General features: G+C 66.6%; 12 protein-coding genes. 6 read left to right on the top strand and 6 right to left on the bottom strand.

Going from position 1 to position 14796, the window contains the following annotated elements; all coding sequences use genetic code 11:
* The first annotated feature begins 65 nt into the window (after positions 1 to 65).
* Both QTI66_RS04580 and QTI66_RS04575 read left to right on the top strand, forming a co-directional pair.
* Entirely contained in the window at positions 66 to 314 is a 249-nt protein-coding gene (locus QTI66_RS04580) for an AbrB/MazE/SpoVT family DNA-binding domain-containing protein (protein WP_286557758.1), read from the top strand.
* On the top strand, positions 314 to 685 hold the full coding sequence (locus QTI66_RS04575) for a type II toxin-antitoxin system PemK/MazF family toxin (protein ID WP_286557756.1): 372 nt from the start codon (positions 314 to 316) through the stop codon (positions 683 to 685). The genes QTI66_RS04580 and QTI66_RS04575 overlap by 1 nt, the downstream gene beginning before the upstream one ends.
* 164 nt (positions 686 to 849) lie before the next feature.
* Here QTI66_RS04575 and QTI66_RS04570 read toward each other — a convergent pair whose 3' ends face one another.
* Positions 850 to 1752 carry a LysR family transcriptional regulator gene (locus tag QTI66_RS04570; protein WP_286557755.1) on the bottom strand — a complete coding sequence of 301 codons (903 nt, stop codon included), beginning with the start codon at positions 1750 to 1752 and terminating at the stop codon, positions 850 to 852.
* A 125-nt stretch (positions 1753 to 1877) separates the two neighbouring features.
* On the opposite strand from QTI66_RS04570, the gene QTI66_RS04565 reads away from it, so the two are divergent.
* Together QTI66_RS04565 and QTI66_RS04560 are read left to right on the top strand one after the other, a co-directional pair.
* Positions 1878 to 4004 carry a 3-hydroxyacyl-CoA dehydrogenase NAD-binding domain-containing protein gene (locus QTI66_RS04565; RefSeq protein WP_286557754.1) on the top strand — a complete coding sequence of 709 codons (2127 nt, stop codon included), beginning with the start codon at positions 1878 to 1880 and terminating at the stop codon, positions 4002 to 4004.
* A 71-nt stretch (positions 4005 to 4075) separates the two neighbouring features.
* Complete coding sequence (locus QTI66_RS04560) at positions 4076 to 5257, top strand: acetyl-CoA C-acyltransferase (protein ID WP_286557752.1); 1182 nt, start codon at positions 4076 to 4078, stop codon at positions 5255 to 5257.
* Between the two features lie 175 nt (positions 5258 to 5432).
* Here QTI66_RS04560 and QTI66_RS04555 read toward each other — a convergent pair whose 3' ends face one another.
* From QTI66_RS04555 to QTI66_RS04545, 3 genes are read right to left on the bottom strand one after another with little or no spacing between them, the layout of a single operon-like run.
* Positions 5433 to 6362 carry an SDR family NAD(P)-dependent oxidoreductase gene (locus QTI66_RS04555; protein ID WP_286557751.1) on the bottom strand — a complete coding sequence of 310 codons (930 nt, stop codon included), beginning with the start codon at positions 6360 to 6362 and terminating at the stop codon, positions 5433 to 5435.
* Between the two features lie 21 nt (positions 6363 to 6383).
* Positions 6384 to 7358 carry a tripartite tricarboxylate transporter substrate binding protein gene (locus tag QTI66_RS04550; protein WP_286557750.1) on the bottom strand — a complete coding sequence of 325 codons (975 nt, stop codon included), beginning with the start codon at positions 7356 to 7358 and terminating at the stop codon, positions 6384 to 6386.
* A gap of 34 nt (positions 7359 to 7392) precedes the next feature.
* Positions 7393 to 8574, bottom strand: a complete 1182-nt coding sequence (locus QTI66_RS04545; protein WP_286557749.1) for an iron-containing alcohol dehydrogenase — start codon at positions 8572 to 8574, stop codon at positions 7393 to 7395.
* Positions 8575 to 8758: 184 nt separating this feature from the next.
* Between QTI66_RS04545 and QTI66_RS04540 the strand changes: the two genes are divergently transcribed.
* Positions 8759 to 10681 (top strand): AMP-binding protein, encoded by a 1923-nt coding sequence (locus tag QTI66_RS04540; RefSeq protein WP_286557748.1) that lies wholly within the window; start codon positions 8759 to 8761, stop codon positions 10679 to 10681.
* A 79-nt stretch (positions 10682 to 10760) separates the two neighbouring features.
* Complete coding sequence (locus tag QTI66_RS04535; RefSeq protein ID WP_286557747.1) at positions 10761 to 11711, top strand: Bug family tripartite tricarboxylate transporter substrate binding protein; 951 nt, start codon at positions 10761 to 10763, stop codon at positions 11709 to 11711.
* A 50-nt stretch (positions 11712 to 11761) separates the two neighbouring features.
* On the opposite strand, the gene QTI66_RS04530 is transcribed toward QTI66_RS04535, so the two are convergent.
* On the bottom strand, positions 11762 to 12991 hold the full coding sequence (locus QTI66_RS04530; protein WP_286557746.1) for a CaiB/BaiF CoA transferase family protein: 1230 nt from the start codon (positions 12989 to 12991) through the stop codon (positions 11762 to 11764).
* Positions 12991 to 14787 (bottom strand): acyl-CoA dehydrogenase C-terminal domain-containing protein, encoded by a 1797-nt coding sequence (locus tag QTI66_RS04525; protein ID WP_286557745.1) that lies wholly within the window; start codon positions 14785 to 14787, stop codon positions 12991 to 12993. The genes QTI66_RS04530 and QTI66_RS04525 overlap by 1 nt, the downstream gene beginning before the upstream one ends.
* Between the last annotated feature and the right edge of the window lie 9 nt (positions 14788 to 14796).

Here is a 14796-nt window from a genome sequence, read left to right as displayed (position 1 = left end):
CGATACGAGCGTAGACACGACATGGATTCGTGGATACAATGGTATCAACCGAACAGGAGATACCCATGACAACTTCCGTGAGCCATATCAGCGTGTGGGGCAACGGCCTTGCGCTGCGCCTGACCAAGCCGATGGCAAAGGCCGCAGGCGTCGCCGAAGGCACGGCTGTGCGCGTGATTGCAAAGCCGGGCCGGATCGTCATCGAGACCGAGACGGAGCCAACGCTGGAGGACATGCTTGCTGCATTCGATCCGAAGCGCCACGGCGGCGAAGCGATGGCCTTCGCGCCGGTCGGCGCCGAGGTGATCGGCTGATGGCAAGACAGTCCGCACTGTGGGTGCCCGAGCGCGCCGAGATCATCTGGATCGCCCACAGCCCGCACGCCGGCAAGGAGATGAAAAACGAGCATCCCATGCTGGTGATCTCCCCGGTCGCGTTCAACGCCAGGACAGGCATCGTGATTGGCTTGCCGATGACGCACGCCGAATACAACGCGGACAACCCCTTCGCGTTGGCCGTGAAAGGTCCCAAAGGCGAAGTGGGTTATGTGCTTGCATTCCAGCCGAAGTCATTCGACTGGAAGGAGCGTGGTGGCCGGCCGCATCCTTGGGGCGCCGGGCACACCAAGGTGCTTGGCGCGGCCCTCAAGAAGCTCGATGCCATTTGCGGCATCTGCGAGCACTGAGATGGAAATAAGGAAAGCATTCCAGATCTCGCCTGGATGACAGGCCCTGCGCTGCACGTTTCAGGCGCGAAGTGATCCGTCGGAAAAATCGCGGTACGCCGTGGGTGCTGTGGGGAAAAAGGATGGTGATGTGCTCGCGCGATGGCGAACATTTCGCCGTTCCTTCAAGCGCCGTCCCGCGCCGGCCTCGCCCTGGCAAGCATGAACTCGATGAAGGTCGTGGCAGCACGCGTGCGGTGGCGGCCCGGCATGTAGAGCATGTACATGTGCGTGCCGAAGATCGACAGGCGCCACTCGCTCAACGCGGCAACCACTTCTGCGTTGCGCAGCTCTGACTCGAACACGTAGTCCGGCACGATGCCCACGCCAAGGCTCGCGAGGATCGCCTTGCGCAGGAAGAGGAAGTTCTCGGAGATGAGCGTCGGCTCCAGCAGCACCTCGTGGCGATCCTGCCCCAGGTAGGCTGAGACGCGCAGTTGCCGCCCCTGCACGGCCGAGGTGATCAGCGGCACGTGGCGCAGATCCTCCAGCTGCGCGGGCAAGCCGTGTTCGCGCGCCCACGCGCTGCTGGCGCATGCCACGTAGTGCACCGGGCCCATGTCGCGCGCCACCAGGTTCTGCGGCGGCTCGGACATCACGCGAACGGCAATGTCGATTTCCTCGCGCATCAGGTCTTCCACCCGGTTTTCGAACACAACGTCCAGCACGATGCCGGGATAGGTGCGCTTGAACTCCACCAGCCAATCGGACATGACGAGCTGTCCATAACCACTGGGCACCGACAAGCGCACGCGCCCCTGCAGGCTCTGGCCGAGCGATGCCACCGATTCGCTGGCGGCCTGCAGCTCGTTGCGGATGGCGCAACCGTGCGCGTACAGTCGCAGGCCGATCTCGGTGGGTTCGATGCGGCGGGTGGTGCGTCTCAACAGTTGCTGGCCCAGGCTGCGCTCGAACTGGCCGAGGCGGTGGCTCACGTTGGCGCGGCTCATGCGCAGGCGGCGCGCGGCCTCGCTGAGATTTCCGGCTTCGACGATCTCGACAAACAAGGAGAGGGCGTTCTGGTCCATGTGGGTTCCACCGTCAAGCAGGACTTGACAGTGTGTCAATCAACGCTGCAATTGTAGATATTGGATTGCCATATCAGAATCGCGGCAAGACCCGCTTGCGGCCACCGTGCTTTGGAGACAACCTGATGACCCCCACTTCCGCACCCGCCGATGTCGTACGCAGCGCCCGCCATGGCGACGTGCTGTGCATCACCATCGGCAATCCGCCCGTCAACGCCATCTCGTCGGCGGTTCGCCGCGGCCTGAAGGAAACCATCGAAGCCGCCGACGTCGATCCGGATGTGAAGGCGATCCTCATCGTGGGCGAGGGCGCCAACTTCGTGGCCGGCGCCGACATCCGCGAATTCGGCCAGGCGCCGCAGCCGCCTTCGCTGCCCGAGGTGTGCAACCGCATCGAAGCGTGCAACAAGCCGGTGGTCGCCGCCATCCGTGGCGCCGCGCTGGGCGGCGGCCTGGAGATCGCGCTGGCCGCACACTACCGCGTGGCCTTGCAGGACGCCAAGCTGGGCCTGCCCGAGGTGCAATTGGGCCTGATGCCCGGTGCCGGTGGCACGGTGCGCGCGCCCCGCCTGGTCGGCGCACAGGCCGCACTGGACTTGATGCTCAGCGGCCGCCACGCGAAGGCCAAGGAAGCGCTGTCACTCGGCCTGGTGGACGAATTGGCCGCCGGCGATGACGCACAGGCCGCCGGCTTGGCCCACGCCAACAAGTTGCTGGCACAGGGCGCCGGCGTGCGCCGCACGCGCGACGCGCAGGCCTTGGCCGACCGCGCCGCCGCGCAGGCCGCGATTGACGCTGCCAAGGCCGACACGGCGAAGAAGTCGCGCGGCCTGTTCTCGCCGATGAAGATCGTCGAGGCCGTGCAGACCACGCTCGACAAGCCCTTTGAAGAGGCCGTGAAGCTGGAGCGCGAGGCCTTCCTCGCCTGCATCGACAGCCCGCAGCGCGCCGGCCTCATCCATGCCTTCTTCGCCGAGCGCGAAGTGGCCAAGGTGCCCGAGGCCAAGGCCGCGCAGCCGCGCAAGTTGGAAAGCGTGGGCATCGTCGGCGGCGGCACCATGGGTGCGGGCATCGCCGTTTCCGCGCTCGACGCGGGCTTGCCGGTGGTGATGGTCGAGCGCGACCAGGTTTCCATCGATCGCGGGCGCGCCAATGTCGAGAAGGTCTACGACGGCCTGATCGCCAAGGGCCGCATGACGCCCGAGGCGAAGGCCGCGGTGATGGCCCGCTACACCGGCAGCACCGACTACGCCGCGTTCGCCGACGTCGACCTGGTCATCGAAGCGGTGTTCGAGGACATCGAGGTCAAGAAGGCCGTGTTCAAGGAACTGGACCGCGTGTGCAAGGCCGGTGCCGTGCTGGCCACCAACACCTCCTACCTGGACATCGACGCCATCGCCGCCAGCACCTCGCGCCCGCAGGACGTGGTGGGCCTGCACTTCTTCAGCCCGGCCAATATCATGAAGCTGCTGGAGATCGTGGTGCCCGCCAAGGTCAGTGCCGACGTGGTCGCCACCGCCTTCGCGCTCGCCAAGCGCATGAAGAAGGTGCCGGTGCGTGCCGGCGTGTGCGACGGCTTCATCGGCAACCGCATCCTGGCCGTGTACCGGCAGGCCGCGGACCACATCCTGGAAGACGGCGCCAGCCCCTACGAGATCGACGCCGCGGTGCGCGGCTTCGGCTACCCGATGGGCCCCTTCCAGGTCTCGGACCTGGCTGGCGGCGACATCGGCTGGGCCACGCGCAAGCGCAAGGCCGCCACGCGCGACCCGAAGGCGCGCTACGTCGAGATGGCCGACCGCATCTGCGAGCGCGGCTGGTTCGGCCAGAAGACCGGCCGCGGCTGGTACCTGTATCCCCAAGGCGCACGCGCCGGCCAGGAGGATCCCGAAGTGCTGGCCATCGTCGATGCGGAACGCCAGAAGAAGGGCGTCACGCCGCGCAAGTTCACGGCCGATGAGATCATGCGCCGCTACATGGCCGCGATGATCAACGAAGGCGCCAAGGTCGTGGCCGAAGGCATCGCGCTGCGCCCGCTGGACGTGGACGTGACCTTCCTCTACGGCTACGGCTTCCCGCGCCACCGCGGCGGCCCGATGAAGTATGCCGACATGGTGGGCCTGCCCAAGGTGCTGGAAGACATCCGCGCCTTCGCCAAGGAAAACCCGCTGTTCTGGCAGCCCGCACCGCTGCTTGAAAAGCTCGTGGCCGAGGGCAAGGATTTCTCGAGCCTCAACCAGCCGCAAGGCTGAACTCATCCACCCCTGCCGCATCCCCCGGACAGGGGGAGGGCGGCGTCACCTGAAACCTCAAGGACAAGCTCATGCGCCAGGCCGTCATCGTCTCCACCGCCCGCACGCCACTCACGAAGTCGCACCGCGGCGAACTCAACATCACGCCCGGCCCGACGCTGGCCAGCTTCGCGGTGCGCGCCGCCGTCGAGCGTTCGGGTGTCGACCCGGCGCTGATCGAGGACGCCATCCTCGGCTGCGGCTATCCAGAGGGCATCACCGGCCGCAACATCGCGCGGCAGGCCATCATCCGTTCGGAATTGCCGCTCAGCATCGCCGGCACCACGGTCAACCGTTTCTGCGCCTCGGGCCTGCAGGCCATTGCCATTGCCGCCGGGCGCATCGTGGTGGACGGCGCGCCGGCCATGATCGCGGGCGGGGTGGAAAGCATCTCCGGCATCCGAACGCGCGACGACGGCAGCTCGGGGCTGGACCCGTGGATCGTCGAACACAAGCCGCAGCTCTACATGGAGATGATCGACACCGCCGACATCGTGGCGCAGCGCTACGGCATCAGCCGCGAGGCGCAGGACCACTTCTCCGTGGAAAGCCAGCGCAAGACCGCACAGGCGCAGGAGGCCGGCCGCTATCGCGAGGAGATCGTGCCCATCACCACCACCATGGCGATGAAGGACAAGGACACCGGCGAGGTCAGCAAGAAGCAGGTGACCGTGGACCACGACACCTGCAATCGCGCCGGCACCACCTATGAGTCGCTGGCCAAGCTGGCGCCTGTGAAGGGTGCCGAAAAGTTCATCACCGCGGGCAATTCCTCGCAGCTGTCCGACGGCGCCAGTGCCTGCGTGATGATGGAAGCCAAGGAGGCCGAGCGCCTGGGCCTGCAAGCCCTGGGCGCCTTCCGCGGCATGGCGGTGGCTGGTTGCGAGCCTGACGAAATGGGCATCGGCCCGGTGTTCGCGGTGCCCAAGCTGCTGCAGCGCTTTGGCCTCAAGGTCGAGGACATCGACCTGTGGGAACTCAACGAAGCCTTCGCTTCGCAGTCCATCTATTGCCAGCAGACGCTGGGCATCCCGGCCGAGCGCCTGAACGTGGACGGCGGTGCCATTTCCATCGGCCACCCCTTCGGCATGACGGGCGCGCGGCTTGCCGGGCACATCCTGCTCGAAGGGCGCCGCCGCAAGGCCAAGTGGGGCGTGGTGACGATGTGCATCGCCGGCGGCATGGGCGCGGCGGGGCTGTTCGAGATCTTCTGAAGAAGGCGCATCGGCAGAGTTCACTGCCGAAGAGGCGTTTCGCGGCCAGGTGCTGCGGCCCCGAGCAGTTCGTGAATCGCCTGCAGGAAGGCCAGCGCGAACGTGCCGGTCCGTGAAGAATAAAAAAGGCCAGGGCGCGAGCCGCTGGCCTTTCTTCATGGGCTGGAACAAGCCTTCAGGACACAGCTTCTCGCGCCGTGAAGCTCGCGGCGTGCAGCTTGACGAAGTCGTGCACGCTCATCGGCGCCTCGCCGGTCAGGCGCGCCACATCGTCGCTCATGCGGTCGTAGCGACCTTGCACGTTGAGCGCGGCCATGGCCGACACGTGCTGCACCAGATGCGCCGGAAGGCCCGCTTCGAGCAGCTTGCGACTCCATGGTTCCAGCGGCACGTCACGGTAGCGGATGCTGCGGCCCAGTGCCTGCGAGAACGCATGCGCGTAGTGCGCCAGATCGGCGGACTCGGGCCCGGTGAGGTTGTAGACCTGCCCGATGTGCGGTGCCGGATCGTCGAGGATCGCAGCCACCGAGCGCGCGACGTCGACAGCCGAGATCGGCGATGTCTTGCCGGTGCCCATCGGCAACGCGAGTTCGTTGGCGCGACGCACGCCGGCCGCCGCGAAGCGCAGGAAGAAGCCCTCCAGAAAGACGGTCGGGCGCACCGTGACCACCGGCAACCCCGACCAGGCCAGCGCCTGCTCGGCCAGCCAGTGCAGCTTGTGCTGGGGACTTTCGGTGGACTCGGTGATGCTCATCTGCGTCACCGTCATCTGCGACATGTTCACGAAGGCTTCAACGCCGTGGTGCAGTGCGACCGCGGCGGTGTTGACCGTTGCTTCCAGGTAGGCAGCCGACACCGACATGCCGAAGTAGACGCGGGCACAGCCCTCGATGGCGCGGTGCATCGAATGCAGGTCGGTCAGGTCGCCTTGCACGACCTCGGCGCCGAGCTCGCGAAGTGCATCGGCGCGCTCATCCTCGCGCCGCACCAGGGCGCGCACGCGATGTCCCTTGGCGAGCAGCAGCGCCGTCACGTTGCGGCCGATGCCGCCGACGTCGCCGGCGGCGCCGGTCACGAGGATCGGCTTGTCATGTTTCGTTGTCATCCGTTGGCTCCTGTTGGCTGGCTACTGTTGCTTGAGTCGATACCGCGTCACGGCTTCGCGTTCGAGCGGAATGCGCGACAGCATGTAGTCGGTAAAGGTGCGTGAATCCGCGCCCCAGGCTTCCTGGCCCACCGTCGCGAGATTGCTGATGAAGGCGGGGTCTTGCATCGCCTTGCTGAAGACGTCGAAGAGGGTCTTGACGACGGCCGGATCCAGGCGCGCCGGGCCCACGATGCCCCACGGAATCGACTCGACGATGTCGTAGCCCGACTCCTTGAGCGTGGGCGCGTCGGGCCAGCGCTTGAGGCGCTTGTCGCTGTACATGGCGAGGATGCGGAACTTGCCGCTGTCGACGAAGGGCGCCCAGCCGGAGGTTTCTGAAATCGCGTCCACCTGGCCGGCCGAGAGCGCATTGAACACGTCCGCCGAACCCTTGTAGGGCACGTTGGTCCATTCGATGCCCAGCTTGTCGGCGAGCTTGAGCATCGCGGTGTGCTGGGCCGTGGCCTGGCCCGCAGTGCCGTAGGACATGCCGCCCGGCTTGCGCTTGGCGTCGCGCAGGAATTCGTCGAGCGTCTTCCACGGCGCATCCGCCCTGACGACCAGGCCGCACTCGAAGCGCGTCACGCCGATGATGTAGGTGAAGTCCTTTGCCGGGTCGTAGCGCGTGGGCTGGATGAAGGGCTGGCGCAGCAGGGCAATGGCCGTCGCGAATGACAGCGTGTACCCATCCGCGGCGCTGTTGAGCAGGGTCGAAGGCCCGAGCGTTCCGGCCGCGCCGGCGCGGGTTTCAACCACCATCGGCTGGCCGATTTCGCGCGATGCCGCAGCGGTGAGTACGCGCAGTTGCACGTCCGCCGTTCCACCGGGGCTGAAAGGGCAGATCACGGTGATGGGGCGTGCCGGATAGCCCGCCTTTGCATGGGCCGCGGGGGCCAGCAGGGCGGCCGCGGCAAGCAGGGTGCGGCGGTTGATGCCACCGATTGCGTCGTTCATGGTTGTCTCCTTGGAGCGGGCTGCTGTACGTCGTTCACTGTGCGGCGAGCTCGAGGATTTCCAGCACTTCCTGCGGCGTGCGCACCTTGCGCGGATTGCTGAAGATGAAGAACTCGGTCATGGTGTTTTGCGAGATCAGGTCGAATTGATCGCGACCGACCCCCACGCCGGCAAGGCCCGTCGGCAGGCCGAGCGATTGCGCGAAGGCCCGGAAGGCTTCCGACGCGCTCTTGCCAGGATGGCCCAGCGCGGCGGCCAGCAGGCGCTGCGCTTCTTCCGACGCCGATTGGTTGAACTGGAGGATGCCCGGCATCATCACCGGCGTGCACAGGTAGTGAGGAACGTCGCAACTGCCGCCCAGCACATGGCCGATCGCGTGGCTGGCGCCCATGGGCACGCGCGACTGAAGGCCATAGGAGCAAAGCCAGGAAGCAATCTGGCAGTCGCGGCGCGCCTCGACGTCGCCCGGGTTCGCCCGGCTGCGCGGCAGCGCATCCACCATGCGCCGGATGCCGTCGAGCACCACTGCATCGACCAGCGGATTGCCCATGCGGCTGCACAGCGCCTCGATGGCGTGGTCCATGGCGCGTGTGCCCGAGCCGACCCACAGCGTCTCGGGCGCATGCAGCGCGAGTTGCGGATCCAGCACGATGGCCAGCGGCATCATCAACGGATGGAAGAAGGTCTGCTTGAGCTTGCGGTGCGTGTCCGTGACCAGGCAGCCTGCGTTGTACTCGCCGCCCGAAAGCGTGCTGGGCACCGCGATCATGCGAACGGAGGGGCCACGAAACTCGGCGCGAATCGGCCTGCCATCGGGGCCCGGCTTGGTCTCGAAGGCGTCCAGGCCTTCGAGGCGCGGATCGGTCAGCTTGTGCTCCATGCACACGGAAATCATCTTGGCCGCGTCCACCACCGAGCCGCCACCCACCGCCACCAGCAGGTCCGCTTGCGCATCGAGCGCCGCGCGCGTTGCCGTCGCCACCACTTCGCGCGAGGTGTGCTGAGGAACGCCGTCATACAGGCCGCCGAAACGATCGCCCAGCGCGTCGCGCAGCTTGGCGATGGCATCGGTCTGCGTGTTGAGCGTGCGGCTGACGATCAGGAAGACGCGCTTCTTGCCCAGGCGCTTTGCTTCGTCGGCGACGGCTTCGGCCATCGGCTTGCCAAAGATCACGCGGTCCATGGCGGGGAAGAGATGGGTACCGGTCGTGTGCATGCGTGGCTCCTTCGTTGATGTGTGGAGGGGTGAGGGATGCGGCAGGATATGGCGTCATCCTAACAGTGTCAAGATAGTTTTTTGGCGTTGCATTTGAACTAAGGGTTACTACTGTCTATCCAAATGCGGTGAACTGTCCAGAATCCAAAACATAACACCGTTAAGTTAATTGGACTGGATGAAAATGCCGACCACCCGTGAACCCTTGCCGGCCCAGCCGCTTGCCACCTTCGATCCACCTGCCGTCGAGGTGGAGCGCTTGTCTTCGGGCGTGGTGCTGTTGCGCTCGCCGCGCACACTGGACGATCACCCCGATTCCGTCGTGCACTGGTTGAAGCACTGGGCCGCGCTGCGGCCGCAGCAGACGCTGCTGGCCCAGCGTGACGAAGGTGGGGCGTGGCGCCGCATTTCCTACGCCGAAGCGCAGGACAAGGTGTGCCGGTTGGCTGCTTCGCTCGTCGAAGCAGGCGCGGGCCCGGGTCGTCCGCTGGCGATCCTTTCCGAGAATTCCATCGAGCACGCCTTGCTCACCTGGGCGGCCCATTGGGCAGGCGTGCCCGTTGCACCGGTGTCGCCCGCGTACGGCTTGGCGGCGGGACCGCTGGAGCGTCTGCGTGGTGTGCTCTCGCTTGTCGAGCCGTGGCTCGTGTTCGCGCAGGACGGTGAACGATTCGGACGTGCCTTGCAGGCGAGCGGCATTCCTGCGAGCCGCATGATCGTTGCGTCGAACCCGCCGCAGGGCGCTGTGACTGTCGACGGGTTCATGAGTTCGCATGCGGCAGCCAGCGCCATGTCCGAGCCGCGGGCCCAGCCGGATGCCGTCGCCAAGTACATGTTCACCTCCGGCTCGACCGGCGTGCCCAAGGCCGTCGAAATGACGCACCGCATGCTGGCCGCGGCCCAACAGGTCAACGCGCAAATAGTGGTCGGCAGGCCCGAGCAAACCATGGTGCAGGTCGACTGGCTGCCTTGGCACCACGTGATGGGCGGCAACGTGGTCATGGGCCGGCTCCTGCGCTTCGGCGGCACGCTCTACATCGACGATGGGCGCCCGTTGCCGGGGCGCTTTGCGCAGACACTCGCCAACCTGCGCGAGATCGCGCCGACCTACTACTTCAACGTGCCGGCCGGCTACGCGATGCTGGTCGATGAGATGGAGCGCGACCCGGCCTTCGCTCGCCACATGCTGGGCAGCCTGGAGTTCGCCTACTTCGCCGGCGCCATGCTGCCCTCCGACACGCACGAGCGCTTTCAGCGGGTGGCGGAGCAGACGCTGGGCCGGCAGATCGTCATCGGCACGGCCTACGCCGCGACCGAGACCACCTCCGCGGTGCTGATGCGCACGTGGAAGGCCACGGACACCGCCTGCATCGGCGTGCCGCTGCCGGGCTGCGTCATCAAGCTGGTGCCCGATGCGACGTTGCCCGGTCGATACGAGATGCGGGTCAAGGGACCGCATGTGTCGGGGCGCTATGTGAATGCACCGTCGATCGAAGGCGTGCGCGACGACGAAGGCTTCTATCGCCTCGGCGATGCGGCGCGCTTCGTGGACGCTGAACGTCCCGAGGCTGGCTTGCTGTTCGGCGGGCGCTTTGCCGAGGACTTCAAGCTGGGCAACGGCACTTGGGTGCGCACCGGTGCGCTGCGGCAGGCGCTGCTGAAGGCCTGCGCGCCGCTGCTGCGCGAGGCGGTCATCGTGGGCGAAGGGCGCGCGGAAGTGACGGCGCTGGCCTGGCTCGACGCGGCTGCGTGCCGGGCGTTGATCGGCGCGACCGGCACCAGCGGCACCAGCGGCACCAGCGGCACCAGCGGCAAAAGTGGCAAAAGTGGCGATGCCGGCGAGGCCGAGCTTGCCGCGCACCCGGTCGTGCGCCAACGCCTGATCGACGCGCTGCGCGAAGGAAACGGCGACACCTCCGCTGCCTCGCGGCGCGTCGAGCGCCTGCTGCTTCAAGTCGAAGCACCGTCGCTGGAAGCCTATGAGCTGACCGACAAGGGCAGCGTCAACCAGCGCGCCGTCATGCAGCGGCGTTCAGCGGCGGTCGAGGCGCTGTACGCCACGCCGCTGCCGTCGGAGGTTTTGCGCGCCGACGCCATCGCGTCATAGGCACGCACCGGATTCGTGAACTTCAGGGCAGGCAAGCCACCGTGGCTTCGCCAACACCTGTCAACCTCAGGAGATAGAGATGAACCCATGGATCAGCACCGCAGTCGTTGCGGCCGGAATCGGAATGGCGACTGCACATGCCGAGACTTTTCCGGACAGGCCCATCACCTTGCTTTGCGGTTTCACCGCAGGCGCCACCGCCGATGTTCCGCTGCGTGCCCTGGGCCTCGCCATGTCGAAGCAGCTGGGCCAGCCGGTGATCGTCGACAACAAGCCCGGTGCGTCGGGCACCCTGGCGGGCAGCATCCTGGCGAACGCGAAACCGGACGGCTACACGCTCATGCAAGTGACCAACACGCTCATCCGGCAGCCCTTCATCGTGAAGACCAGCTTCGACCCGATCAAGGACTTCAGCTACGTCATCGGCGTGTCGGCCTTCGACTTCGGGTTGGTCGTCAACGCCAACTCGCCGTGGAAGAATTTCAATGAGTTCACCGCATACGCGAAGAAGAATCCCGGCAAGCTGAGCTACGGAACCATCGGCATCGGATCGGTGCCCCACCAGGTGATGCACAAGATCGGCATGAAGCAGGGCATCGACTGGGGCCACGTTCCGTACAAGGGCTCCGCACCCGGCCTGAACGACCTGCAGGGCGGCAACGTCGATGCCATTTCTGACACTACCGGCTGGGCGCCGTTCGTGGATTCGGGCAAGTTCCGCTTGCTGGCAGTCTATGGCGAGAAACGCATGACGCGCTATCCCAACGTGCCGACACTCAAGGAGCTGGGCCTCAACCTTGCCGACGACGCGCCCTGGGGCATTGCCGCGCCCAAGGGCACACCGCCGGATCGCATCAAGAAGCTGCACGACGCGTTCAAGGCCGCGATGCAAGACCCGGTGTTCCAGAAGGCACTCGACGGGGCGGTCAGCGAGCCGCGCTACATGAGCACGGCGGACTACCAGAAGTACATGGAGTCCCGCGTGCCGATCGAGAAAGAAGTTGTCGAGACCTACGGGTTGCGCCAATAAGCGTTGACGCTGTGAGACCCGGGCCGCCCTTCAGGCGGCCCGTCGGGCTTTCAACGCACCGCGTCCGAAGCGAAGGCGATGGCACCGTCAAGGGCCATCGCCTTCAGTTCGTCTGCCGAATAGCCCAGCCGCGCCAGCACGTCGCACGTGTGCTCGCCCAGGCGCGGCGCGGGAGACAAGGGCGGCGCCGGCGTCTCGTTCCAGTAGGTGGGCGAGCCGAGCGTGCGCAGCCGGCCTTCGGTGGGATGCGTTTCCTCGCCGACCAGTCCGCTGGCTTTCAGTTGCGGATGGTCGATCAGTTCGTCGAGCGTCGCGGGCACCTGGTTGGGGATGTCGGCCTCATCGAGCAGGCTGCGCCATTGCGCCGTCGTGTGCGAAGGCATGACGCTGGCGACGAATCCATAGACCTCGTGGATGTTCATCGAGCGATGGCGTTGCGTGGAGAAGCGCGCGTCCTGCTCGAACAACTCCGGCTGGCCAATCGCCGCGAAGAAGGCGCGCCAGTGCTTGTCGTTGTAGATGAGCACGCACAGGTGGCCATCGGCAGTGCGATAGGGACGCCGGTGCGTGGACAGCAAGCGGTCGTAGCCGGCTGGGCCGACGCCAGGCTCGAAGGTGGCGCCGGCCAGGTGATCGGCAAGGACGAAGTGCGCCGCGCTCTCGAACATCGGAACCTCGACGTACTGGCCTTCGCCGCTGCGCTCGCGCGCGTACAGCGCGGCGGTGACCGCATAGACCGCGTGCAGCCCCGCCACGCGATCGACCAGCGACAGCGGCACGTAGCCGGGTGCGTCGCCGGTGTACTGCTGCATGAGGGCGGGAATGCCGACTGCTCCCTGGATGAGGTCGTCGTAGGCGGGCTTGTCCGCCAACGGGCCGCGCGAGCCGTAGCCGCAGGCGGTCACCTGGATCAGCCGCGGGTTGACCTCCTGGAGCACTTCCGGACCCAGGCCGAGGCGCCGCATGGCTGCCGGACGCACGTTGCACAAAAAGACGTCGGCATCGGCCACCAGGCGCAACAGCGCTTCGCGCGCCGCCGGCTTCTTGAGGTGCAACACCACGCTCTGCTTGCCGCGGTTGCCATGCAGGAACACATGGCCCATGTCGTCGTGCAGGGCGCTTCCGGCCAGGCGCACGTTGTCGCCCTCGGTTGCCTCGACCTTGATGATCTCGGCGCCGAGCCCGGCGAGCGTGAGCGTCGCCAAGGGGCCGAGCACGATGGAACTGAGGTCGACGATGCGAACGCCGGCGAGCGGCTGGCTTGATTTTTTTTCGGTCATCACAGTTCCTCGTTGGAATGGCTCATGAGCACGCCGGCATCCGATTGAATGGACTGCAGCAGTGAGCCGGTTTGTACCAGCAGGTGCTTGCCATAGAAGCATGCGGTCTTGACCTTGCCGGCGTAGAAGGCAGGGGATTCGCCACCTCTTGCCGCCAAGGCTGCGACGCCCATGCGCAGCCACGCCGCACCGAGCGCCACCAGGCCGAACATGCGCAGGTAGTCGCTGGCGGACGCCGCAGCGGCCACGGCGTCTTCGCGGCTGCGCTGCTGCATCAGCCCGGTCGCTTCCTCCAGGCGCTCGGTGGCGGTGCCCAGTGCCGTGCAGAGCGGTGCAAGCGGTGCCTTGTCGGCGTGGCGGCGCACCAGCGCCCGGGTTTCCTCCAGCCAGTCCGCGACCACCTTGCCGTCTTCGAGCGCCAGCTTGCGGTGAACCAGGTCGAGCGCCTGGATCGCATTGGTGCCTTCGTAGAGCGGAACGATCTGCGCATCGCGCAACAGTTGCTCCATGCCGTTCTCGTGGATGTAGCCGTGCCCGCCGAAGATCGTGATGCCCAGGCGGGTGACCTCCACCGCGCCGTCGCTGAGAAAGGCCTTGAGCACCGGCGTCAGCAGCGCCAGACGATTTTCCGCTCGTGCACGTTCCCGGGGGTCAGGATGGCGGCTGCGAATGTCCAGCCCGATGGCCGCGTCGGTGTAGAGGGCGCGCGCGCCTTCGGTGATGGCTTTCATCGTCAGCAGGTTCTTGCGCACGTCGGGGTGCTGCACGATGGGGTCGGACGCCTCGCTCGCCGTGCGACCGCTGCCCGGCGCGCGCCCCTGACGGCGTTCCAGCGCATAGTGGCGCCCGTTTTGCAGGGAGAGTTCGGCCACGCCGATGCTCTGCACCGCCACGCCGATGCGCGACGAATTCATCATGGTGAACATCGCCTTGAGGCCGCCGTTGGGCTCGCCCACCAGCCAGCCCAGCGAATCGTCGAAGGCCAGCGCCGCGGTGGCCGACGCTCGGATGCCCATCTTGTGCTCGACGCCCGTGCAGGTCACGTGGTTGTCGCTGTGCGCCGGCAGGGCGGTGCCATCTGTGCGCGGCAGCTTCTTGGGCACCAGGAACAGGCTGATGCCGCGCGTGCCCGCGGGCGCATCAGGCAGGCGGGCGAGCACCAGGTGAAGGATGTTCTCCGCCAGGTCGTGGTCGCCGCCCGAAATGAAGATCTTGCTGCCGTTGATGCGATAGGTGCCGTCGCCGGCCGGCGTGGCGCGCGTGCGCAGCCGTGACAGGTCGGAGCCGCTGTCGGCCTCGGTGAGGCACATCGTGCCGGTCCAGCGGCCGTCCACCAGCGGTGGCAATAGTTGCGCGCGCAAAGCGTCCGTGCCGTGGGCCAGCAGTGCCCGGTAAGCGCCTTGCGACAGGCCGCCGTACATGCCGAAGGCCATCGAACCCGAACCGATCATCTCCCGCACCAGGGTCGACAGCGTGATCGGCAGGCCCTGCCCGCCGTAGGCCGGGTCGCCCGCCAGCGAGGGCCATCCGGCATCGCGATAGGCCTGGTAGGCCTGCACGTAGCCCGCTGGCGTTCGCACGGTGTGGCCCTCGCGAATGCAGCCTTCGTCGTCGCCGCGGTTGTTGATTGGCACCAGGACGTCGCGCGCGAACTCGCCGGCACTCTCGAGCACCGGCATGACCAGGTCCATGCTGGCGTCCGCGAATCCGGGGAGCGAGGCGACGCGGTCTTCGTAGGCCAGGACCTCCTGCAGCAGGAAGCGGAATTCGGCGAGAGGCGGGTCATAGGAGGGCATGCTTGTCTT

The organism is Variovorax brevis, from assembly GCF_030317105.1.
In the GTDB taxonomy this organism is placed as follows: Bacteria; Pseudomonadota; Gammaproteobacteria; order Burkholderiales; family Burkholderiaceae_C; genus Variovorax; species Variovorax brevis.
Note: the sequence above shows the minus strand (reverse complement) of the source record. Positions and strands in the feature narration are given on the sequence as shown.

Coding starts and splice junctions, on each gene's coding strand:
- QTI66_RS04580 (WP_286557758.1), top strand. CDS start 66: ATGACAACTTCCGTGAGCCATATCAGCGTGTGGGGCAACGGCCTTGCG.
- QTI66_RS04575 (WP_286557756.1), top strand. CDS start 314: ATGGCAAGACAGTCCGCACTGTGGGTGCCCGAGCGCGCCGAGATCATC.
- QTI66_RS04570 (WP_286557755.1), bottom strand. CDS start 1,752: ATGGACCAGAACGCCCTCTCCTTGTTTGTCGAGATCGTCGAAGCCGGA.
- QTI66_RS04565 (WP_286557754.1), top strand. CDS start 1,878: ATGACCCCCACTTCCGCACCCGCCGATGTCGTACGCAGCGCCCGCCAT.
- QTI66_RS04560 (WP_286557752.1), top strand. CDS start 4,076: ATGCGCCAGGCCGTCATCGTCTCCACCGCCCGCACGCCACTCACGAAG.
- QTI66_RS04555 (WP_286557751.1), bottom strand. CDS start 6,362: ATGACAACGAAACATGACAAGCCGATCCTCGTGACCGGCGCCGCCGGC.
- QTI66_RS04550 (WP_286557750.1), bottom strand. CDS start 7,358: ATGAACGACGCAATCGGTGGCATCAACCGCCGCACCCTGCTTGCCGCG.
- QTI66_RS04545 (WP_286557749.1), bottom strand. CDS start 8,574: ATGCACACGACCGGTACCCATCTCTTCCCCGCCATGGACCGCGTGATC.
- QTI66_RS04540 (WP_286557748.1), top strand. CDS start 8,759: ATGCCGACCACCCGTGAACCCTTGCCGGCCCAGCCGCTTGCCACCTTC.
- QTI66_RS04535 (WP_286557747.1), top strand. CDS start 10,761: ATGAACCCATGGATCAGCACCGCAGTCGTTGCGGCCGGAATCGGAATG.
- QTI66_RS04530 (WP_286557746.1), bottom strand. CDS start 12,991: ATGACCGAAAAAAAATCAAGCCAGCCGCTCGCCGGCGTTCGCATCGTC.
- QTI66_RS04525 (WP_286557745.1), bottom strand. CDS start 14,787: ATGCCCTCCTATGACCCGCCTCTCGCCGAATTCCGCTTCCTGCTGCAG.